Genomic DNA, 23,820 nt, shown 5'->3' on the forward strand with positions numbered 1-23,820 from the left:
GGGCCAGCACTGAGCGGGCCGATCTGGGGGAGGGGGCGGGATGCCCGGCGGGAACGCGGCCGACAGCGCCCTCAACGAGCTGGGCGAGTTCTTCGACAAGATGACCGAGTGGATCCCGGCCGCCGGTGGGTGGTTCCGGGAGATGGTCATCGAGTGGCCGGAGGCCGACTACGACCGCCTCTACGACCTCGCGGACCACTACGCCGAGGCCGCACAGCTCTACAACGACCACCTCCAGGACATCTTCGGCTACCTCAACGACCTCGAGGCATGGCAGGGCGACGGCGCGGCCGACGCGGCCCGGGCCCGCTTCCAGGAGTACATCGACGAGATCTCCGGCATGGCCGAGGGCCTCAGCGTCATGCACGAGGGGGTGCAGAGCAAGGCGCTCGAGATCGAGTCGGCCAAGTGGATGGCCATCATCAACATCGTCATGATGGCGATCGCCCTCGTCCAGCTCATCCTCACCGCCTGGACCGGCGTCGGCCTCGCCGTCGGCGCCGGCGAGTTCGCCACCGCCCGGGCCGCCATCTGGGGGCTGATGAAGAAGCTGCTCGCCAAGATGTGGGAGCAGGTGTTCAAGTTCGGCTTCCGGCACACGCTGAAGGCCGCCACCCGGCAGACCATCCAGGCCGGCGTCCGGAAGCTCGCCGTCACGGCGCTCAGGAGCGGCCTGACGTACGCCGCCTTCGTCGGCGGTTCCAAGGCCATCATCACCGGCATCCAGCAGTTCGAGGGGCACGACCCGTTCGCCGAGAAGAACTTCTGGGGCAGGTTCGGCGTGGAGCTGGTGGACTCGTTCCTGGCCGGCGCGATTGGTGGCCCGCTGACCCTCGGCATCCAGAACCGCTTCACCGAGGCGATCGCCTACGGTCTCGGTCAAACCCTGGAGAACTTCTCCCAGATGGGCCGGGACCAGCTGCTCGAGGCGATGCTGGGCAAGGACGCCGCCAAGAACAGCGTCTGGTACAGCGGGATGAACCTGAAGAACGCCATGCAGGGGGTGACCCCGGCGATCCTGGTGCAGGGCATCGTCACCGACTTCCGGGGCGGGCACAACCTCGGCGGCGGTCACCTCGGGCGGGGCGTCTCGAACCTGTTCGGCGCCGACGGGGCGCGCACGTCCCACCCGGGCACCGCCGACCTCGGCGGCACCCACAACGCGCCCTCGCCGGCGACCGACGGCGCGAACGCGCATACCACCGGCACCGGCGACGGGACCAACACGTCCACATCGACCGCCGACACCGGCGGAGGGCAGGCCACCGCCACGACGCCCAGCCTGGCCGACGGATCCACCTCGACCAGCGGCTCCACCTCGACCGGTGGCCGGGACGGTTCGACCGGCACGTCCGGCAGTTCCCGGGACTCGTCCGCCGGCTCCTCCGGGTCGCGGGACTCGGGTTCGTCGTCGAGCGGTCAGCGTGACTCGGGTTCGTCGTCGAGCGGTCAGCGCGACTCCGGTTCGTCGTCCGGGTCGCGGGACTCGTCGTCGAGCGGTCAGCGCGACTCCGGCACCCGCTCGACCAGCACGCACGACGGCAACTCCGCCTCCGCCGGCTCGCACGACAACGCCTCGTCCGGGTCGCGGGACTCCGGTTCGTCGTCCAACGCGCGGCACGAGGGGACGCCCGCGCCGGCGACTCCCGTTCACCCGGACGCCGGCACGCCCTCCGCGCCGCACGACGGCACCCCGTCCGCGGCGGAGCCCAGCCGCGGCGACACCGGCTCGACCCGGAGCGACACGACGGTGGCGGACCCGCACCGGGCAGACTCGTCGTCGACCACGGCACACGCCGATCCGCCGCCGGGGCCGCCACCGGAGACGGCGAGCTCCGGCACGCAGCACGCGACGCCGGACGCGGGCACGACCGCCACCGGACACCAGCCGGACGGTGCGACGCACCAGTCCGGCGGTGAGCACCGGGCGGACCCGCTCCGCAGCGAGACCCCCGCCGCGGCGTCGCGCGGCGACAATGGGGGACCGCCGTCCCACTCGGCCACGGACGGTGGGCATACCGCGGACGGCGGATCCGCCGCCACCCACGATGGCGGTCAGGCCCGCGCCGACGGGGACGGTTCCCGGGACGGCGGATCCGACGCGCCCCCGGCACACCACCAGGGCGACGGCGGGGACCCGCCGAACCAGGGTGACCGCAACGGCCAGCAGGGCGACCGGCAGGCGCCGACCCGGGACGGCGACACCTCCGCCGCCGGTGACCGGGACAAGCCCAAGTGGTACCAGTTCAAGAAGCGGTTCGAGGTCAGCTACGAGACGGCGCTGGCCGACCGGTTCGGCGCCTCGCCCGAGGGGGGACTCGACGGCCGGCAGCCGCCGCACCTGACTCCGGAGATGGTCCAGCAGGCGCTGAACGCGCGTCCCGAATCGCTCAATCATTATGGGCGGCACCTGCGCAACTACCTCGAACAGCACTTCAGCCAGCCGGACGGCGCGGGCGGCCGGCGCCCGCTGGACGCGGCGGCAATCGGCAACAAGCTGGACCAGCTGCGCGGCTCGTCGGCGCACCCCACCCGCCCGGAGAACGGCCGGCACGCCGACCCGGAACCGTCGGACGACGGCACGACGACCACGGACCCGGAGCACGCCGGGGCGGACGGATCGACGCGTCCGGACGACGCGACACCCGTACCGGATGGCGAGCGGATGCCGGCCGAGCCCGGCGTCCGGGAGCCGGACGGCACCGCGCCGGACCATCGGGTGGGTACGGACGACGGCGTTCCGGCGCGCGGCCGGGACGGTGCCGTCGCCGAGCCCCGGAACCCGGACCGGACGGGCGCCGAACCGGACGGCCGACCGGCCCGATCCGACGACGGTGCGCGGCCGGCGGATCGGGACGGCGCGCGGCCGGCGGACCGGGACGGTGCTCCGGACCGGGACGGCGGGACCACGCGGGACGGCGAGGGATCCCCGCGACGGGACCGGGAGGACGTGGCGGCGCGGGATCGCGACGACGCGCCCAGCCGGGACCGGGACGGCTCTCCCACCCGGGACCGGGAAGGTGCCCGCGACCAGGACCGCACGCCCACCCAGGACCGCACGCCTGTCCGGGACCGCGATGCCGGTCCGGAACCCGGGCACGACGGCACCCGGCACGACGACGGCGCACGCCGGCACGACGGGACGCCGGAGCGGGATCACGACGGGGCACCGGAGCGGGACCGTGACGGCGCGCCCGAGCGGGACCGTGACCTGGCGTCGACCGCGGAACACGAGCGGGCACCGGGCAACGCCGGGCCGGAGCACACCCGGACGCCGGACGTCGAGCCGGAACTCGTGCCGGCCGACAACCTCGGCCCGGCGTACCCGTCGGTGCAGGGGCGGACCGGTGCGGATCTGCCGCGGCAGGTGCACGAGCTGGTCGACCAGGCCAAGGCGCGGCTGTCGGAGCGCTATCCCGCGGACGCGATCGCGGCCCGGCTGCGCGAACTCGACCACATCGCCGACCTGGCCGACCGGTTGCAACACTCGGCGGACCGGGCCCGGCACGGCGGTGACCTGCGCGACGTGGTCCAACGGGTACGCGACCTGAGCCGCGAGATCAACGGTTACGCGGACCGGCACCGCGACTGGCAGAACTTCGACGAACGAGGTCGGGTCACCGACCCCGGCTGGCGCGACCTGCACGGCGTCGATCCGCTCAACTCGGTCGAACTGGCCAACCGGATCATGGGCATCGACCCGGAGACGCACCAATTCCACGCGCTCGACCGGGCGATGGCCATCGCCAAGATCGGTGACGTGATGGGCCCCGAGTTCGAGGCCCACGCGATGAAGACGCTCGACCGGACCATTCCGCTGGACCTGGAACACGCCAGGGCCCGGCTCTCACCGGAGGAATTCAATCGTCTCCGGGAGCAGATCGAAAGACGACCAGCCGCGTTCCATGACGCGGAGGCAGATCTCACCTTTATCAATGCCGAAGGCGTCGCCCGTCACCCGCTGACTGGAGCAGAGGGGTCGTACCCCCGGCCGATCTCGGCCGTCGCGGCGACCGTGGTGCACGAGAGCGTGCACGCGTTGCAGCCGAGCTGGTCGCTGCTGCGGGACGAGATCAGGACCGATGTGCCGCCGGAGCACCAGAGCGAGGTCGCGTTCCGGATCAGGTTCGAGCGGGAGTTCCAGGGCTTCGCCGCGCAACAGCAGTTCCTGCGCGGTCTCACCGGCGGCCGCTCGCCGGACCTCGCCGGTGACCCGCGAATCCCGGGCACCGACCGGTATCGCGAACTGGCCGACATGAGCCCGGCCCAACTGCGAAACCGAGTGGTGACCGCGTACGGCATCCCACCACAGTTCGCTCCGCACGACATCGCCTCCGAGCATCCTGAACTCAACCCCACGTCCGTCACGGAACAGGCCCGGTCGGCGATCCAGGAGGGCACCCACCCGGACCCGACCCAACGGCTGCGCGGCGGGGTCATCGGCCCGATCACCCGGCACCTGGCCGAGACGCACGGCATCGACCTCGGCGAGATCCGCCGACAGCACACCGCGCAGGTCTTCCCGGACCTGCCCGAGCACCGGTCGCCGAACACCCCGGAACACCCGCCGCCGACACCGGACGAGCCGACCGGGCATCGCGACGACCCCGAAGCCGAGCGTCCGCTGTTCAACCGCGACGAACCGGCACACCGGACCGACAGCGAGAACGGTCCCGCGCCGGTCCGCGACAACGCCCCCACCCGCGACCATGACGGCGCCACTACCCATGACGCCGCTGCCCGGGACGGCGCGCCGGAACGGGACCGCGACGACAGCGGCCACCACGACGGTGCCCGGGACCACGACGGTGCCCGGGACCACGACGGTGCCCGGGACCACGACGGTGTCCGGGACCACGACGGTGCCCGCGAGCGGGACCTGGTGCCGGCCGGGGCGCCCGAGCCTGGGTCCCCGCACCGGCCGGATCCCGGCCACCCCGGTCACGGGCCCGAGCCCGGCGCGCGCCACGACCCACCCGGCGAAGGGACCCGGGCCAAGCTCTTCGACCGCATCCGGGACCGGCTGAGCAACCTCTTCGACGGCGGGCGGGCCGACGCCCAGCGCGACCTGGCGGAGCAGCACGAGCGCACCCGCCACGAGGCGCAGGTGCGCGAGGCGCAGCGGCAGTTCGTGCGGGACGTCGAGGGACGCCCCGAGGTGCGGCAGGCGCGGCACGAGGCACATCAGGCGTCCCTCGACGAGCAACGGGCGCGGGCCGACGCCGCAGCCGAGCACGCCCGGGCGGCCACCGCCCGGGCCGAGGCGGCGAAGGCGCGGGCCGACGCGCAGCTCGAGCGGGCGCGGGCGGAACACATGGGCCCGTGGGAGGAGTCGACCCGGCGGCACGCGGACCAGGTCGACGCCTACGCGAAGCAGCGGGCCGACGAGGCGCAGCGCGCCGAGCAACGGGCACAGGCGAGCGAGCAGCGGGCGGCCGACGCGCGCACCCGGCTCCAGGAGGCGAACGCCCGCGCCGACCGGATCACGGCGGAGGCGCGCGGCAATCAGGACGCGGCCTGGCGGTGGGCGAACGTCGACGCCGAGCGGGGCTTCGACCGGGTGGGCGTATCCGAGGGCGGCGGGGTGGTTCGCGAGGGCCCCCGCGTCTCCGCGTTGACCGGACGCGACGTACCGCCGCCCGTCTGGGCCAACCGCCCGTACGGGCAGGTCGGCGGGCTCCGCCATCCGCTGCACGTGGACCAGGCCCGGTTGGAGCGGGCGCTCGCCGACGGGCACGGTGGCTACCCGCGTACGCCGGATCCGAAGGGCCCGTGGCTGCGGTTGCTGAACGCGTTCGGCATCGACGGCGACCCGACGCGTACCCAGAACTGCCTGGACACGGTCGCCGCGCTCTACGACACCTACGTGCACGGGCGTCCCACGGTCGCCGCGCCGCGCACCTTCGACGGCTACCACGCCAGCAACCCGCGTATGCCGCTCGGCGGCGAGGCCGGTGGCCCCGGGCGGATGGAGCGCCTCACCGGCGGCCGCTACCAGTCGCTGCTGGCGGACGTCTCCAACCAGCATCCGGCGCAGGCGGCGCCGAAGGTGGGTGACGCCTTCCAGCAGCTGCACCGGCAACTGCTCGCCGGCGGGCACGGCTCGTTCGCCTCGATCATCACGGCCTGGCGGGGCGGTGGGTCGCACGCGTGGGCGGCGGTCAACCACGACGGTGTCGTCCACTTCATCGACCCGCAGGGCGGCCGTGTCGTGGTCGCCGTTCCCGACCACCTCGGCAACCTGCGTTACGTTGACCCGCACAGCGGCCAGGACGTCGGCCATCCCGTCCATGACCAGGGCGTCATCACCACGATGGACGCGCTGGTGGTCGACCGGAACGGCCACCCGATGCCGTTCGCGGACCGGCCACCCGGCACCTGGAACACGGAGCCCCTGCCGCCCGAGTACCTGCACCGGCAGCCGCCGCACATCCAGGCGACCGAGGCGACGAACGCCACCCGCTCCGCACTGGACACCGAACGGAACGCGGCCCGGCACCACACCGACCAGGCCAACCAGGCCCGGCAGGCGGAGCAGCAACACGCCGCCGACCTGGCCACGGCGCGGCAACAGGCGCAGGACGCCGGTCAGCGGGCCGGCGTACACGAAAATCAGCGGGACGCGGCCTGGAGCGCCGCCCACCAGCGCGACCAGGTCGCCGCCCAGCACGAGGCGGCCGCGCGGCACCACGCCGAGCGCGAACACACGGGTACGCCGCCGGAGCGGCAGCAGGCACACCAGCTCGCCGAGCAGCACCGTGCCGGCGCGGAGCAGGCCCGCCACGAGGCACAGCGGCTGCGCGACGCGGCGCACCAGCAGGAGGGCCTGCGCCGGCAGGCCGAGTTCGACCAGCAGCGGGCGGGCGAACGGGCCAGCAACGCCGAGAACCAGTGGCGCGACGCCGCCCGCGTCGCCGAGTGGGCCGAGCACACCGCCGGGCTGCACGAGCAGCGGGCGGCACAGGCGGAGGCGCGCCTGGCGCAGCAGACGGACCAGGCGGCGACCGCCCATCACCAGCGGGCCGCCCAGCACCGGGCCGAGACAGCCCAGCACGCGCAGGACGCGGCGCACCGGGCCCCGAACGACCCGGTCCGGCCGCTCGCGCAGCAGCGGGCCCAACACCACCAGCGCCTCGCCGACGTCGCGCAGCACGCGGGCGACCACTACCGGGCGGCGCACCAGCGCGGCCTGTCGGCCGACCACCACGAGCGGCTGGCGCGCGACCACACCCAGCGGGCCGAGCGGCACCGGCAACAGTCGGCGGCCCACGACCGGGCGGCGCACGAGCACGAGCAGCGCCGGGCCGAGGCCGAGGAGCGGGCCCGCGCACTCGACGCGGAAGCGGTCGAGCTGCGCCGCGCGGCCGGCGAACTCGCCGCCCGCGAACACCCCGCCGACCGGCAGCAGGCGGAGGAGCACCTGCGCCGGGCCGAGGCGCACGAGCGGGCGGCCGGGCAGCACCGGGACGAGGCGACCCAGCACGCCGCGGCCCGGGACCAGGCACGGGCGGACGCGGCGTACGACGGCCAGGTGGCGCAGGCCGCCGACGCGGCCGCGACGGCCGAACGCCACGCCGCCGCGACCGACCGGACCGCCGAGCAACAGCACCACGCCGCCGCGGCGGAGGCGCATCAGAACCTGCGCGGCTGGCAGAACGTCGATCCCGGCAGCCCGGAAACGCCCCGTACGGGCGAGTTCCGGCCGGACGACCTGCCGGATCACCTGCGTAGCCGGTACGACGCCCTGCACGACCCCCACGCGCGGGAGCAGTTCGCGCGGATGCACTCCCAGATCGGCAATGAGCAGCACCTGGCCGCCGCGCTCGACGGTATGGAGAAGAAGGCCCATGCCCAGGGCAGCACGCTGGAGGAGGCGCTCGCCGACCGGCACGAGCAGGCACAGGCGAAACACGCAGCCCGCCAGGAGGAGACGCCACCGCCCCCGGACGTGATCCGTGAGATCGACGCACAGCTCAACGCCATCAGCGACGTACGCGCCTGGATCGACGCGTACGCCGAACGTCATCCCGAGGTCCGGGGGATCGATAGCTGGCGGCAGGACCTCAACGATGAGGTGCGGCCGCTCCAGAAGGAGCGACTCGGGCAGGGCAGACCGTCGGTCCAACTCGCTCGGGACCACGGCAACACGGTGCAGGGCGTCGAGGGTGAGGTGGAACTCGCCGAGCGGACGGCCGATGTTCAGGAGGTGGGCCGGAAGGTCTCTCTGACCGGTCCGGACGGCAAGTTGTACGAGAGTGACGTCGACGTTGTCGCCGATGGCGGTCGTAAATGGCTGGACGCCAAGAACTACAACCAGTTCGGCATGGGCAGCAGGACGTTCGAAAAGCTGTCGGACCAGCTCAGAAGGCAGCTGATCATCGCCGCGCTCGGCGGAGAGTTCCACGTGGACGGCCACCCGCCGCAGCTGGAGTGGCACTTCACCCGCGGGGTGGACGCGCAGGTGGCGGCCGCGCTGGAAGGGACGCGCGCCAGGCACCCTGTGACAGGCGTCGAACTGCCCCACCACGTCAAGATCGTTGGCGAGCGGCTCGGGCCGCCGGGAGAGGGCGCCAGGACCGCGGACCCGGCCGCCCCCGGCGCGCCGGAACACTCCGGTGGCGCCCCCGGCACGCCGGAACCACCCGGCGGCGCGCCCGGCGTGCCGCATCAGACGGGACCCGCCGAGGCGCCCACCCACCCCGGGGCCCACCCGGGTTCGCCCACCGGCGTCCCCGGCCCCACCCACCCGGCGAGCCCTCAGCACGGCATGGGGTTCCTGCCCGACGGCCGTCCGCCGCACGTCGGCGACGTCAGCCGGCCGGAGTTGCTCTGGTCGGCCGGCCAGGTGGCCCGGACCGACTTCGGCAACGACGGCATCGTCGGCGTACGCCCCGAAGGCGGCCTGGTCCGGGTGGACACCGCCGACGGCCGTACGACCTGGTTCCGGCCCGAGGTGGGTCACGGCATGCACAACGTCGCGGAGACGACGATGCGCGCCGGTACGCCCCAGGATCCGCACGTCAGCGTGGTCAACCACCGGGTGGCCGGCGAGCACCTGACCCGGGCCTGGGTGCGTGAGATCACCGAGACGGTGCACCAGCAGCGCGCCGAGGCGCACCGGCCCGAATCGCAGGGGCTGATCCGCCGGGCGATGCACAGGCTGGCCGCACTGTTCGGCCACCAGGACGCGCCGACGCACCAGGTCGACCCGCACCAGCGGGCCCTGATGAACGACCGGAACGTCCTGCTCCGGCAGATCAGCATGGCGACCACGCCGGAGCACCGGGCCGCGCTGGTCCGCGATCTCGCCGGCGTCGACCACGAGCTCGCCGGGCTGGGCCGATCCGCGCACCCGTTCGCCGGTGCCGGCACGCCGACGCACGGTGCTCCGCCGTGGGCCGCCGTCGTCAACAGCGGTCCGGTGCGCCAGACCCCGACGTACCACGGTCAGCCGTCGGTGCATCAGGGCCCGTGGGCCCATCAGGCTCCGCCGGTGCATCAGGTGCCGCCGGCTCCGCACCAGGCGCCGGCTCCGCCGCATCAGGGGCACCCGGCTCCGCACCAGGCGCCGCCGCACGAGGTGCCACGCCCCGAGCATCACGCACCGCCGCCGCGGCCCGCGCCACGGGACGTACCGGTGGATCCGGGGCCGCGGGCGCACCAGGCGCCGCCGATCCACCTGAACCCGCCGCCGATGCACCACGACGCGGCGAACGGGACGCCGGCACCGCGGCACGCCGAGCCGAGTCTGCACCCGGATGGCCACACCGACCTTTCGCGCGCCGACGGGCAGGCGCCGACGGACTCGGCGCCGTGGTCCGGAGCCGACCACCCGCCGTCGGCGACCGACCTGATCCCACGTACGGATGCCGAGGCCAGCGCCTGGGACGGCGCGATCCGGACGGCGTTGGCCGACCGGGTCGGCGGTTTCGAGCACGGCGGCATGCGCAGCCGGATCGATTTGCTCGACGACCGGCAGGTCACCGTCTACCGTGACGCCGTCGTGATGCGTCCTGACGTGGTCCATCCGGAACACGGCCTGGTCGGCAATGTGGTCATCGAGCTGCGCCGCACCGTGGACGGCGAGGTCGTTGCCCGGTACGTCACCTTCCACATGTCCGACCGGCTGCAGGGGCACGGCTTCATCGGCGCCTTCACCCGCGACCTGGAGGGCTGGTTCGCCGATTCCGGGGTGGCGCGGATCGAGGTGCGGGCGGCCTCCACCGTCGGCGGTTACGCCTGGGCCCGGGCCGGGTTCGACTGGGCGCCCGGTCAGTCGCACCGCGCCGAGCAGGTGCTCGATCGCCTGCGGAACGAACTCGACCGACTGGACGACGACATCGCGCTGGTGCACCGCTGGCAGGCCGGTGACCCGAGCGTCGACATCCAGGGACTCCGGGAGCGGCACGGCGTCGACGATCCGGCGGACCTGCGTGACCAACTGGCCCGGCAGCGGGACGGCGCGCAGGACATCCTCGACCGGGCGGCCCGGCACAGCTTCGGCAGCGACGGCTACCCGACCCCGGCCGAGATCAGCCGGGCGGGCTGGACCGGGCAGCGGGGCCCGGAATCCTCCTGGATCGGCAAGCGGGCCATGCTCGGTTCGCTGTGGGAGGGCGTCAAGACGCCCCAGCACGTCACCCCGGCGCACGACGGGACCGACGGCGGGCGGGAGGCGCGAGGCACCGGCGGTGGCCAAGCTCATCGACTTCCGGAAAGTCCGGGAGAACGGCCAGGAGATGGAGTACATCTTCGGCTACCCGACGATGGACCGGCACCTGGTGTGCGCGGCCTGACCGATCCGCCCGACCACCGGGCCACCATCGCCGCCGCGGTCGCCGAGGCGGCCGGCGAGGGCGGCGGGACCCGCGTCGACGAGACCCGACCCGCCGACGGGCGCAGCCGCATCGAACGCATCCTGAGCGGCGAACTGGTCGAGGCGAGTCCGGCCCACGCACCGGAGCGGCACGCCGCCGCGCCGTCCGGCCCGCTGCGGCACACCGTCGAACTGCCGCACGACCGGTACGCCGACGGCCTCCGGCGTACCGTCGACGACCTGATCGCGCGGGGCTACGAGCCGATCCGGTCGGAGAACCTGTGGACCGACGGCCGCTCTGGCGGCGTGGTCACCCACTGGCGTGACCCCGGCACCGGTCAGCACTTCCAGGTCCGGATCGACACCCCGGAGAGTCGGGCGGCACACCAGGCCGCCCTGGACCGGTTGGCGGCGCGTGGCGTCGACGTCAGCGCCGAGCACCAGCGCGACCTGCTCGCCCGGGAACAGGCCGCCCGCGCGGCGGTGCGGGTGCCGGAGGGCCTCGACGACGTACGACTGCCGCACCGCACCTCGATCGCGGAAGCCCTGGCCGGGGTCGTGCCAGGCGACCACGCCACGCCCGGGCAGCACCCCGGCGGCAGTTCGCACCGGGACACCGCTCCCACCCATCGTGACGACGCCCCGGAGGCCGGACGCCCGGACGACCGGCAGGCGTCGGACGACGGACCGGGCCGCTGGGACAACCGACCCGACCACCACCAGTTGCCGCTGGTGCGGGGCGAGGAGGCGCTCCAGGCGCTGCGGGACTTCGTCCGGGACACCCGTTCCGGCCTGGAACTCACCGGCGACCCGGAGATGCGCCGCTACGCCGAGGCGCTGCGCGCCGAACCCGGCGTAGTCAAGATCGCACTGCACGGCCTGGAGAACGGTCAGGTGGTGGTCGGCGGGCACCGGATGAGCGGCGCCGACCTCGCCCGTGGCCTGGCCGAGCTGCACCGGACCGGTCGCATCGACCTCGGCACCGGCCGGATCAAGCTGGTCTCCTGCCATTCCGGGGCGGGACACCATCCGGTGGCCGCCGCGCTGGCCCGGCAGTTGGGCCGTGAGGTTACCGGCGCCACCGACAAGGTGTGGACGTACCTGGACGGCACCGAGATCGTGTCCAGCCCGGACGCCCGCGACGGGCGGGTGCCCACCGAACCGGCGGACGGCCGGTGGCGCACCTTCGGACCGGACGGACGGGAGATCGATGCCGGCCCGGCGAACCAGGGCACGGTCAACCCGGCGACGACCGCCCAGCCGTCGGCCGGTGGCGGCACCCGGGCCGGTCCGCTGACCCATGTGGGCAGCGACGGTCGCAACCACGCCGTCGGGGACGGCTGGCGGAGCCACCGGGACCCCGACGGCCACCTCCACCGGCCCGGGGACCGGGAGGGCAGCTACCGGGACGGCACCGACCACCGGGACTACCACCGGTACGGCGACCGGCCGGGCACGTACCGGACCGAACGCACCTTCCAGTTGCGCGACAGCGTGACCGGTGAGCGGGTGAACGACCCGTCGACGGACCCGTCGCGCACCGTCGACCACCACGCCGTCGTCGACCCACCCGAGACCCATCAGTCGCACCGGCAGCCGGACGAGGTGGTCCAGGCCCAGCGGGACCTGGACGCGGCGCGGCAGGCGCTGCAGCAGCACCGGGACGGGACGCTGCGGCCGATGATGGACGAACTCGGCGTGCGGAACCTCAGCGAGTTGTCGAGCAGGCGACTGAGCGGGACCATCCAGCGGCTCGAGGCGGCAAGCGCCGACCCGGCGCACCAGCGCGCCGTACGGAGTCTGCAGGACGCGGCGTTGCGGCACGCCGACCTCGTCGGCGACGTCAGGAAGGCGGCCGGCGAGGTTCCTCGGGCCGCGGCCCGGCACGTGCTGGCGGACCGGTTCGACATCCACCCGGACGACGTGCTGACCGGCCGCCCCGGTGAGGGCGGCCGCGCCGGCGGCGAGTTCGCCGTCGCCGGGTTCGACCGGAACAACCACCGGCTGGTGGTGCTGGAGACCGGTGACCTCACCGGCAGCACACACCGGTTGCAGGACGGCACGCTCACCGAGCGGGGCACCCCGGAGTACGTCCGGGACGTGCTGCAGACCAGCTCACGGCTGCACGAGCACCTGCAACGGCATCCGGAACTGCTCGACGAGTTGCACCGGGCGCTGCGCCGGGGCGACCTCACCGTCGAGATGCACCGGGTGCGGGTCGACGTCGACGGCAACCACCACGTCTCCGTCACCACCGAACGCGCCCGGCTCGACGGGCTGGACCTGCGGGGCGTGGCGGACCGGCTGCCGCCGGCGTCGAGTGCCATGGACGCCCGGCTGGGCGAGCGGCTGCACCACGCCGCGCAGCGGATCGCGCACGTCTTCGAACCGGGTGGCCCCCGGCACGGCATCGACCGGGTGTCGGTCGTGGACGCGCACACCCTCGACGTCCAGCCGAGCCGGGGCCGGCCGTACCGGATCGAGTTGGCGCTCGGCGCCGCCGACGGCGCGCCGTTCACCGTACGGCTGGGTGAGGGCGGGGTGCACCGCGTCGAGTTCTCCGCCGACCACGCCGACGGGTTGAGCCGGGCCGAACTGGACCGGTTGGTGACCCGCGCGATCGGGCACACCGGCGGCGAGGTGGCGGCCGGTCGTGGCGGTCGCCTCGGCCGGTTCGTCGGCCTGCACGGTGGCCGGCTGAACGGCCACGACGCGCTGGTGAACGACCCGACGCCGGGGCGGTCCGCCCGCCGGCCCAGCCACGGCGATCTGGTCCGGCTCGCCGAGTTCGACGCGCTGGCCCGGCTGCACGAGCACCTGACCGGTCCGGAGCGGGCCGCGGTCGAGGCGGAACTCGGCCGGTTCATCGAGCGGCACGGCCTGCGGGAAGGCATGCCGGGGGCGGACGTGCGGAACGTCATGGCGCGCCGGCATCTGTCCGACACGGCGGCCGGGCTGCTCGACGACCTGCGGGACTGGCGTCGGGATTCGGACCCCGTGGTCGCCGGCACCCGCAAACTGCTGGTCGACCGGCATCACGACGGCGCCCGGATCACTCCGGTGCGGGTGCGCGACCAGCAGCACTTCCGGGTCGAACCGAACAACTGGGTCGGCGAGGGGCGAGCCTCGTTCACGTACGAGTTGCGGTCCGGGGACGTGCCCGGCGGGGTCGCCCGGTTCGAGGCCGGGGGGCTGCAGCAGCACTTCGTCCTGGTGGTCGACCGCGCCCAGTTCGCCGCGCACCATCCTGACGGTCCGGTCGACCCGTTCCTCGGGCGCCGGTTCCGCGTCGCGCTGCACCAGGTCATCACCGACCACATCCGGCAGGAACACGACCGCGCACCCGACGTACCGGCCCGGTTGAGGGACCGGGTCTGGACCAACGCGCCGTCGGTGGCGGGCGCGGTCACCACGACCGCCGTCGCGGCGCTGTCCGGCAACCCCCGGCTCGCCATCGGCGGCGTCGCCCGGACGGTCGCCGACGTCGCCACCAACCTGCACTCCGGTCGCCGCCTCGAACTGGAGGCGCTGGAACGCGGCCACGACCGGACGCTGGCGATGATGCCCGACCGGTCCGCCGTGGAGGGCGGGCGGCTGCAGTCGGACATCGAGCACAGCTACCGGGTCGCCGCCGACTTCGCCGAGGGTGCGCTCGGCGACCGGTCGTTGATGGACCGCACCGTCACGCCCGACCCGGAACGCACCGCGGGCACCAACCCGATTCCCGAGTCGGAGGCCAACGCCCTGCGCGGCGAGGTGAAGCAGCGGATCGACCGGATCATCCAGCGGCTCGGCACCGAACCCATCGACCACCTGCGGCGGTTGACGGAGCTCCCCGGTGACCGGTACCGGTTGGTGGTCGGGCGGGGCGTCAAGCCGGTGCTGCACGTCGAGGTCGGGCACACCCCCGACCCGTCGAAGATCGAGGTGCGCTACACCGAAGGGCAGATCACCCTGCGGGTGCCGCCGGAACTGGGGCATCCGGGGGCGGACCTGCACACGGCCGTACGGGACGCGCTCGCCGCCGTCGCCGAGCGGCAGCACATGATCAACCTTGACCGTTCACTGGTTGTTCGGTTCGAGAAGTCGATGCTGGCTCAAGGGCTGTCGGCGCTGCCCCTCTTCCTGGCGGGGGAGAACCTCGTCGCCCGGCTGGGAACGGTGATCACCTCGTCGGGCGCTGCCCGGACGATCGTGCAACTGATCGCCGACCGGGTGATGGGTCGGCGCACCATGGAGCTGGACGACCTGCGCTGGCAGCACGACAGCAGGGACCGGCCCTGGCTGGACGACGACGTCCGGCGCACGATCGGCAACCAGATCGTCGACCTGGCGCACAACGGACGCGACCTGGCCCAGTCGTTCGCCGACCGGCTCGACGGAACACACCCGGGCCCGCGGCCGGGTGGACAACCGGCGGTGTCGCCGGGCCACCGGGCGGTCGCGGAGGCCATCCAGCGGACGTTGGTCGGCCGGCAGCACGGCGGGGGCAGCGTCCGTATCGAGACGCACGACGCGGGCAACAGCGTGACTGAGGTCCGGTACCGGATCGAACGGCCCGGGTGGGCCCGCAGCGTCGAGCTCCGGCTGCACTTCCGGGACGGCGGCGAGGGCGGGGCGGTGACCCCGACGGATGACCGGATCCGGTTCTCCCCCCGCAGCCAGCTCGGCTGGCTGCGGCCGGACCACTACGCGAGCCGGTTCGACTTCGACGTCAACGTGGACGCCGACCCGGCCCGGATCGCCCGGACCCTGGACCGGATCACCGACAACCTGTTGTTCGATCGGGAACACCGGCTGCCGTGGCGGCAGCGGTTCTATCAGGACCTGCTCCCGGCCGCCGGTCGGGGTGCGGCCGCCGTGGGCGTCGGAATGCTCACCGCGGCACCGCTCGGCATGTTGGCGGGTGTCGGGGCGGGCATGATGCTGTTCGAGGGCGGCATCAACCGGTTGAACCAGTTCCGGATGAACGACCTCGAACTCATGCAGGCCCTGGCCGGTACGGACGTCCGCGACGTCAGCCCGCAGGACCTGCGGGACGGGCTGCGCGAGCAGCGCGATCCGGTGCAGGATCTGGAACGCCGGGCCCGCGAGCTGGAACGGCAGTTGGCTGCGGATCCGCGTACCGCCGACGAGGTGGCGGCGATGCGCGACCGGTACGGCGACATCCCCACCCCGGACGACGTCCTGCTGCCCGAGGTGAGTCGGCACGTCGTGGATCTGCCCGACCTGCCGCGGCACGCCAGGATCCATCCGGTCGACGGCGCGGACAACACGTTCCAGGTCTCGTTCCGGGGGGCGGGTAGACGCCCGGAGGTGATCACCTTCGAGATCGGCACCGGACGGGGTGACGCCGTGGTGACCGCGCACCGGGTGAACTCCGACGTCACGCACGAGCTCCGCGTGGACCCGACCCGGTCGCCGGAGGAGATCACCCGCGGGGTACGGGAGTGGCTGAATCACGAGATCGAGCGGGTGGCGCACAGCCCGTCTGGCCTGGCCGGTGTCAAGCCGCGGCTGCTCAGCTTCGGTCGGGATGTCCGCAACCAGGTGTTCTCCGGGTTGGTCAACCTCGGCTTCAAGGCGTTCGTACCCGAGCCGGCGCCCCATCCGGCGCCCGGCCATCCGCAACCGGCCCATCCGCGGCCGAGCACGCCGGCGTCCCGGGTGGGCGAGGCCGCGACCGGGACGGGTGTGATGACCGGCAACTCCGCGGTCGGTGCCGGTGCCCGCGAACTGGCCGGTGTGGCGGCGGACCACGAGCGGGAGTCGGTCAGCATGTCCCGCTCGGAGCTGCTGCGGCGTTACTTCGGCACCGCGCCGGACGATCACCTGGCCGTCTTCCGGTCGGATGCCGACCAGCTGCTGCACCGGACCTGGTGGGCGCACGACCGGATCCAGCATCTGGAGGAGATCGCCCGGTCGCTGCCGCCGGACGAGCGGCCGCCCCTGTTCCGGGACGGTGACGTGACCCGCTCCGGCCCGCCGGCCGTCTGGGGCGACGGAACCCCGCCGCACGGCCACGACGGCACGACCCCGCACGACGATGGCACGCCCTCGCACGACGGTGACGGGACCCGACCGCAGGACCACGACGGCACGACCCCGGACGCGACCCACCGGGAGGAGGCACCCACCACCGACCGGAACGACGCACCCACCACCGACCGGAACGACGCACCCACCACCGATCGGCAGGACGGGCCGGTCGTGGACGGGCGGGACTCCGGGCTGCACGTCCGGCACGAACGGCCCGCTGCCACGGAGCACGGTGCTTCGCCGGAGGCGTCAGCCCGGGACGTCGAGCGGGTACGCCGGTTCGAGGTCGAGTTGGGGCGGCAGTTCTTCGCCGACCCGGCCGCCCGGCAGGCCGCCGACGCGGCCCTGCACCGGCTCGTTGACGCGCTCGCCGCGCTGCACCACCCGGAACACAGCCGGGCCGACGTCGAGGCGATGCTCTTCGGCGAGGACTTCCGCAACGCGGGACAGGTCAGCGCCGAGCACACCACGCTGACCGAGGTGCGGTCGCAGGGCAATCTGCGGATGCTGATGACCGCCTTCTACAACGGCGTGCTGGAGAGCCACCACCCGCTCGACCTCAAGCACACGCTGACCAGGGTGCTGGGCGAGGAGGGCTGGGAATCCCGGCTGCGCGAGGCAGGTCTGGACGTCGAGCGACTGCGCCCGGTCCGGGACCGGCTGCTCGCCACCGACAGACCGGACCTGATGGACACCCGTACGCTGGCCGGTGCCGACGGGCACGGTGGGCTGATCGCGGCCGAGCACGCGGCCAGCCAGCAGGCGAGGACGGAACGGACGCCCGAGGAGCAGCGGGTGTTCCTGCGGGACCGTCGGAGCCTGGTCGAATTCGGCACACCGCTGCACGACGCGGAGTACCGCGCACTGGTCGAGCACGACGCGATCACCATGGTGGGACAGCACGCCGAGGCCGTGCCGGCGGACCGGGTGCCGTACACCGCCGACGGCGAGCCGGACGTGCAGGCGCTGCTGCGGCGGCCCGACGTCCTCGCCGTACACGTGAACTATGCCTCGGACGGACGCGGCGGCCACCTCACCGACGCCTCCGGCGCGCGGGTGGTCCGCGAGGTGTGGCTGGAGGTCCGCGACGGCGAGCGGGTGGTCAACCCCCGGCTGCACGACCTGCCGCCCGGTGCCTTCGGCCCGGAGTTGCCGGTCGGCTGGGTCGACGGCTCGGCGCGCTACGCGATGAATCCCGAACACGCCTGGCACCGCGAGGTGGTCGACGGTTCGGGACTGCCGGTCACCGCCGGTATCTCCGGGACCGCAGCCCGACTGCTGGCCGCGTTCGACTGGCTGGACGTGCCCGACTCCGCCCGGGTCGGGTTCCTGCACGCGCTGCTGGGCTGGATGCTGCCGTCCGGTGACCACTCGCTCTACGAGGTGTTGCGGGGCGCCCAGTTGACCGCCCCCGACCTGCTGCTGGGCGAGCCCGGCCGGGGTTTCACCACCCTCGCCGACATGGTGAACCGGATTCCCGGCCTGGCCGACCATCCCGAGATCGTGCACCGGGCGGTCGAGCTGTCCGGCGCGGAGCCGATCGCCGACCACCACACTCCGGCCGAGGCCTTGGACCGGGCCGCCGAGGTGCGCTCCGACACCGGGGAACTCGACGGCCAGGGGCTGCGCCGGTTGGTCGACAGCCTGCCCACGGTCGAGGGCCTGGACGGTCATCCCACGGTTCGCGGGCTCGCCGAACTGCTGCACCACGACGGGCCGGTGGACAGTCCGGGCGCGGCGCAGCGGCAGGCGCTGCTGCGGCACGCGGCCGAGGCGTTGGGTCGTCCGGCCGAAGGGCTGACCATCGACCGGATCGGCGGTCCGGGCGGCGCCAAGGGCGCGTCCGGCGCACCGGTCTTCTGGATCCGGGACGAGGCCGGCGCCCGGGTCGCCGTGGTCAAGGTCTTCCCGAAGGTCGAGGAGTTCGCCCGGGAACTGTCCGCGCTGCAACGCCTGTCGGCCGAGTCCTTCGACCGGCTCGACGTACCGCGGGCGCTGTCGGTCGGCGTGGCCCGCGCGACGGACGCGACCGCGGGCGTACTGGTCAGCTCGGTCGCCAAGGGCCGACCGCTGGACGACCTCATGGCGGCGGTCCGGGACGCCGGACCGGAGACCCGGGCGGCCGCCGTCGCGGACCTGGGCCGGGCGATGCGGGACACCGGCGCGGCCCTGGCCGAGCTGCACAACCGGCCGGCCGACTCGGGTGGCCCGGTGGCCGACTGGTTCGCCGACCGGCCCGGTGTCACGCGGGCGTTCGACGCGATCCGGGAATGGGCCGGCCACGAGGGCTTCCAACGCCGGTACGGATTCGACGGCGAGCACCTGATCCGGCGGTTCGAGGAACTCGGCGCGGCGATGCGTCGTGACCCCGGCGCCGCCGCCCTGGTGCACGGCGACCCGCATCCGGGCAACTTCTTCCACGACCCGGTCACCGGTCGGGTGACCGTCATCGACCTGGAGGGCATGCACAGCTCGATGGACGCGCACGGGCGTCCGGTCGGCGTCGCCGCGCTGGACGTCGGCGTCTTCGAGCGGGTGATGTCCGCGTTCGCGCACAACTTCGACATCGCGCCGCTGCTGCCGGAGCTGCAACGACAGTTCTTCGACGGTTACCAGGACGCGGGCGGCCGGCCACTGCCGGAGCACGCGTTGACCTGGTCGCGGGCGTCCGGGCTGGCGCTGGCCCTGCACGGCACGCGACGCATGCTCTTCGGCGAGGTGCCGCACGACGCGTCCATCATCCCGGAGAACCTGGCCCGGCGGGCCCACGACCAGTTGGCCGAGATCCGGCGGATGCTCGACGGCACCGATCCGGCCGGCCCGGACGGACGGCCCCGGTCACCCGGATGATCCCGGCCCGCCCGGTGGCCCCGGTCATCCGGTCGATCCGGGAGGACCTGGTGGCCAGGCCGGAGACGGTGCCGGACCGGACCTGCGGCACGCCGCCGAGGCGCTGGCCGCGACCCGCCACCTCCCCGCCCATCCGCGTGCTGTTGGAGCCGCGTACGGCGCCGCGGATCAGTTCGGCGTGATCCGGCGTCGTTGCTCGGGGTCGGCGGTCGCCGGGTCCGCCGGCGCGCTCGCCGCGTACGCGTCCGCGACCCACAGCCACTCGCCGGGGTCGAGCAGGTGGGACGGCTCGTCACCGCCGTAGCTGATCCGGTCGTCGGCGGGCGGCATCGCCACCTCGTCGGGCAACCGGAACAGGAACTCCCGTGGCCGGCCGCACCGGTCGCAGGCCCCCGTGTAGCGGGTGGCCATACCGCCGTCGGGCAGGACCACCACGGCACTGTCCCGGGCGAACCCGGACCCGCCGCACTCGCACGGCCGCAGGTCCATGTAGAGATGCGCTTCCGCGCTGGTTCGACTCAGAGGCGGCACCTCGCGTTCCACCGTACCCGGTGCCGGGTTCGGTAGCCTGGGGTGGACCGGCGACCGCGGGACCGGCGGTCGCGGGTGTCCGAGCCCGCCGTACGCCGGCCAGGAGGGGACGAACTGATGCGCCTCGTCGACGGAGCCGACCCGCCCGACGCGACCGAGAGCGCCCCGGCGCTCCGCGACGAGCGTGTCCAATGGTCGATCGACCTTCCGCCGGCCGACGACGGGCACCTCCTGGTCACGCCGGACGGTCGGGTCGTCGTCTCCACCCGCCGATTCCTGGCCGTGGTGCACCCCTCCGGCCGGCCGGGCTGGCTGGTACGCACGGATCTCGGACTGCTCGGCGAACCGGTTCTGCTGGCCGGTGACAAGGTGCTCCGTGACGAGGACGGCAACCTGGTCACCCGGGACCTCACCACCGGCGCTACCACGGTCAGCATCGCCGTCCCCGGGGTCTCCGGGATGGCCGCCGGTCCGGACGGCGACCTGCTGCACTCCGCCTGGATCCAGGACCGCGGGCCGATGCTGTGCCGATCCGCGCCGGACGGGCCCGTCCGCTGGGCCGTGCCGCTGACCGAACCGTTCGTCACCCTGCTCGCGACGCGGGACCGGGTGCTGGTCGCCGACGGCGGCAGCGTGCGGGCGTACGACCTGGCCGGAACGGCGCTCTGGAGCGCCGACCGGGACGGCTTCCGCGAGCCGGACGCGCCGACGCCGACCGACGGTCGGGTGCACGGTCCGCTGCGGGCACTGCCCGACGGCCGGATCCTGGTCGAGTTCGCCGAGCCGGACGGGCACGGCTTCTATCTGCTCGACCCGGCGGCCGCCACGGTGGACCGGTTGGCGGCACCGGTCGGCCTGCGCAGCCCGGTGGCCGTGCTGCCGGGCGACGGGCCGGGGCGGCTGGTCGCCGCCGGACCGGGCGGGCGGGCCGCGTCGGGCGGCGTCGGCGGCGCGATGCACCTGACCGACGACACGGGCCGGCTGGTCTGGTCACATCCCCTGCCGACCCCGCCGCAGGCACTGCTCGCCCCGGCCCCGGACCGGGCGCTGGTGGTGTGCGGCCCGACGCTCGACCGGTGGAACGACTACCACCGGTGGTACGACCTGTCCGACGAGTGCCTGGTCCGCTGCGTCGGTGTGGCCGGCGAGCAGGTGTGGACCTGGCGTGCCCCGGTTCCGCTGACCTATCGCCCGGCGGTCGGCCCGGACGGCACCGTATTCGTGGCCGGCCCCGGTCGGCTGTGGGCGCTGACACAGTGAGCGGACGCGACGCGGTGCGGCCCGGCCCGCTCGCCCGGTGGCGGAATCGGCGGGCCGTGCGCCGGGTCAACGCGATCGACGATCGTTTCCTGGCCGCCGAGCCGCTCTGGCGGGAGGGCAGGTTCGCCGAGTACGCCGAGGTGCTCGCCGGACTGGCCAGGGACTACGCCGGCGAGCGGCGGGTCATCGGCGCGCTGGACTCGGTCTTCGCGGCCCGGATCCGCCGGTGTGAGGCGCTGGTCCGGGCCGGCCGACCCGGTCTCGCCGAGACCGAGGCACGGACGATCGTCGCGGACCTGGTCGACCTCGAGGGACCGGACGGTCCGCTGCGGCGGCGGCTGCGCGCCCGGATGGACGCCGCCTACCAGGGCGAGGAACTGCCGTACGACTGATCCGGCCGGCCGCCGGTGGGACGAGGCCACCGCGGGGCACGCGTCCCTCCGTCGCGGGGCGTACAGCGCCGGGACCGGGTTGGCTACGATCTGCCCATGCCGCAGCAGCACGTCCTGACGCCGGAGCAGATCTCGGAGCTGGCCACCCGGCTGGCGGGGCTGCGGTTGTCCTGGTCGCTCGCGGAGTTGGGCCGGCTGACCGACGAGCTCGGCTGGACCGTCGAGGCGCCGCCCCGGCACGAGGGGGACGCCGCGATCGCGCGGACCGGGCTCGCGGTGTTCGACGGGCTGGCCTCCGTCGCACTGTTCGGCGACGGCGAGGGAGAGATCGTCGTCAAGGTCAGCGACCCGGCGGACAAGGGGACGGTGACCGCGACCGAAGTGAACCGGGACGCGTTCGCGACCGCGGTCCGGGCGGTCACCGACGTCGTCGGCGAGGCGGTGGACCGTCGACCGGGCGAGGATCCCGAGGTGCGCTGGCCCGCGACGAGCGGAACGCTGCGGGTGACCCAGGGCCTGTACTTCGTCGAGCTCGCGCTGGTCTCCGAGAAGTACCTCCGCCGCCGGGACGAGGCGTTGGAGCTGTCCTTCGAAGACGAGGACGACGAGGCGGCGGGTGACGCCTGGTGAACCGAGTTCCCGAGGCCAGGACGATCGCCGAGGCGTACGCCTTTCTGGAGTTGACCCTGCCGGCCGGGGAGAGCTGGCTCGACCACGACCGGTACACCACCCTGCACAGCGAGGACGAGCACTACGTCCTGCGCTTCGACGGGCCGTACGAGGGACGCCGGATCAGCCGGGAGGTACGAATCCCGCACGTCACGCACCGGGCCGCCGAGGAGGCCGGGCAGAGGTTCGGCCCCGGCCGGTCCACCCTGGTGGACGCCGGCCAGTGGTACGCCCTCGAGGCGGCGTACGCGGGGATGGCGCAGGCCGGGCTGGACCAGGCTGACGGCGGGATCGACGAGCAGACGTACCGGGCGGTCGTCGACGCCTGGGCGGCGGCGGCCGCGGCGGCCGGTGAGGTGGCGAAGTTCCTGCCCGCGGAGGGCGACGAGGTGCCGTCCGGGGCGTTCTGGACCGAACACGGCCGGCGGGTCCGCTCGCTGCGCCGGGACGCCTTCCGGCGCGACCGGTTGGCCGACGTGCGCCGCTTCTACGAGCGCCGTGCCGACGAGCTGCGGTCCGCCGAATCGCGGGGCGCTCTGCGGTCCGCCGAGTCGCGGGGCGTCGAGGCGGGAGCCGACCGGACAACGGCGACCGGGTCCGTCGCCCGGGTACCGGCGCCGCGGACCCCGCCCGAGGCGGAACGCCTCCCGTCCGCGGACTCCGGAGCGGACGAGCCGTTGCCCGCGCGGACGTACGCCGAGGCGCACGTCTACATGGACCTGCATCCGTGCGACTGCGGATCCGGACTGTTCGACCGGAGCCGGATGCGGGTGCTGGCCGACGACGAGGACGGTGCGGTGCTGCGGTACGCCGGCCCGTGCGAGGGCTGCGGGGCGCCGCGCGAGTTCACCTTCCGGCTGCCGCCCCGCCCGGGGCTGCCGCCCGGCTCGCCGTACCTGTTCAGCTTCCCCGACGACGGACCGTCCCGGCTGCTGGACCCGGGCGACTGGGCCGCCGTCAGCGTCGGCTACGCCTGGCTGCCGGACGCCGTCGCGGACGGCGCGCTGCAGCCCGACGAGGCCGCGCTGCTCGACGACGACGAACTGCTTCGGCTGCTGACCGGCGCGGCGGGGGCGCTGGACGAGGTGCTCAAGTTCTTCCCGCCGGGCGTCGAGGCGTTGCCGGCGGACGCCTGCTGGACGCCGACCGGCCGCGAGTTCCACCGGCACGACCCGGACTGGTTCCGCCGTGATCGGGTGACCCGGCTGCGGGAGCAACGGTACGAGCGGCTGGCCGAGTTCCCCACGCGCTATGGTCGCTGAC

At 74.1% G+C, this 23,820-nt stretch carries 7 protein-coding genes; 6 read left to right on the forward strand and 1 reads right to left on the reverse strand.

All coding sequences use genetic code 11. From position 1 onward, the window contains the following. Positions 1 to 40 precede the first annotated feature (40 nt). Entirely contained in the window at positions 41 to 19,705 is a 19,665-nt protein-coding gene (locus ACFOX0_RS14870; RefSeq protein ID WP_377545828.1) for a toxin glutamine deamidase domain-containing protein, read from the forward strand. Further along, entirely contained in the window at positions 19,702 to 19,887 is a 186-nt protein-coding gene (locus ACFOX0_RS14875; RefSeq protein WP_377545830.1) for a hypothetical protein, read from the forward strand. The genes ACFOX0_RS14870 and ACFOX0_RS14875 overlap by 4 nt, the downstream gene beginning before the upstream one ends. On the opposite strand, the gene ACFOX0_RS14880 is transcribed toward ACFOX0_RS14875, so the two are convergent. Beyond that, the gene (locus ACFOX0_RS14880; RefSeq protein ID WP_377545831.1) at positions 19,874 to 20,194 is read right to left on the reverse strand and encodes a hypothetical protein; all 321 of its coding nucleotides are present in this window, start codon (positions 20,192 to 20,194) and stop codon (positions 19,874 to 19,876) included. The genes ACFOX0_RS14875 and ACFOX0_RS14880 overlap by 14 nt on opposite strands. A 159-nt stretch (positions 20,195 to 20,353) precedes the next feature. Between ACFOX0_RS14880 and ACFOX0_RS14885 the strand changes: the two genes are divergently transcribed. The 4 genes from ACFOX0_RS14885 (at position 20,354) to ACFOX0_RS14900 (ending at position 23,819) form a co-directional block, all read left to right on the forward strand. Then, positions 20,354 to 21,496: an outer membrane protein assembly factor BamB family protein gene (locus tag ACFOX0_RS14885; protein ID WP_377545833.1), complete on the forward strand. Its 1,143-nt coding sequence runs from the start codon at positions 20,354 to 20,356 to the stop codon at positions 21,494 to 21,496. Beyond that, entirely contained in the window at positions 21,493 to 21,888 is a 396-nt protein-coding gene (locus tag ACFOX0_RS14890; RefSeq protein WP_377545835.1) for a hypothetical protein, read from the forward strand. The genes ACFOX0_RS14885 and ACFOX0_RS14890 overlap by 4 nt, the downstream gene beginning before the upstream one ends. 96 nt (positions 21,889 to 21,984) lie before the next feature. Continuing rightward, the gene (locus ACFOX0_RS14895) at positions 21,985 to 22,518 is read left to right on the forward strand and encodes a DUF6301 family protein (RefSeq protein ID WP_377545837.1); all 534 of its coding nucleotides are present in this window, start codon (positions 21,985 to 21,987) and stop codon (positions 22,516 to 22,518) included. Then, on the forward strand, positions 22,515 to 23,819 hold the full coding sequence (locus ACFOX0_RS14900) for a hypothetical protein (protein WP_377545839.1): 1,305 nt from the start codon (positions 22,515 to 22,517) through the stop codon (positions 23,817 to 23,819). The genes ACFOX0_RS14895 and ACFOX0_RS14900 overlap by 4 nt, the downstream gene beginning before the upstream one ends. Position 23,820 lies beyond the last annotated feature (1 nt).

This window comes from Micromonospora zhanjiangensis, assembly GCF_042650605.1.
Lineage (GTDB): Bacteria > Actinomycetota > Actinomycetes > Mycobacteriales > Micromonosporaceae > Micromonospora_J > Micromonospora_J zhanjiangensis.

Bases quoted from the DNA above. Each gene is read 5' to 3' on its own strand.
- ACFOX0_RS14870 (WP_377545828.1), top strand. From the start codon at position 41: ATGCCCGGCGGGAACGCGGCCGACAGCGCCCTCAACGAGCTGGGCGAG.
- ACFOX0_RS14875 (WP_377545830.1), top strand. From the start codon at position 19,702: ATGATCCCGGCCCGCCCGGTGGCCCCGGTCATCCGGTCGATCCGGGAG.
- ACFOX0_RS14880 (WP_377545831.1), bottom strand. From the start codon at position 20,194: ATGGACCTGCGGCCGTGCGAGTGCGGCGGGTCCGGGTTCGCCCGGGAC.
- ACFOX0_RS14885 (WP_377545833.1), top strand. From the start codon at position 20,354: ATGCGCCTCGTCGACGGAGCCGACCCGCCCGACGCGACCGAGAGCGCC.
- ACFOX0_RS14895 (WP_377545837.1), top strand. From the start codon at position 21,985: ATGCCGCAGCAGCACGTCCTGACGCCGGAGCAGATCTCGGAGCTGGCC.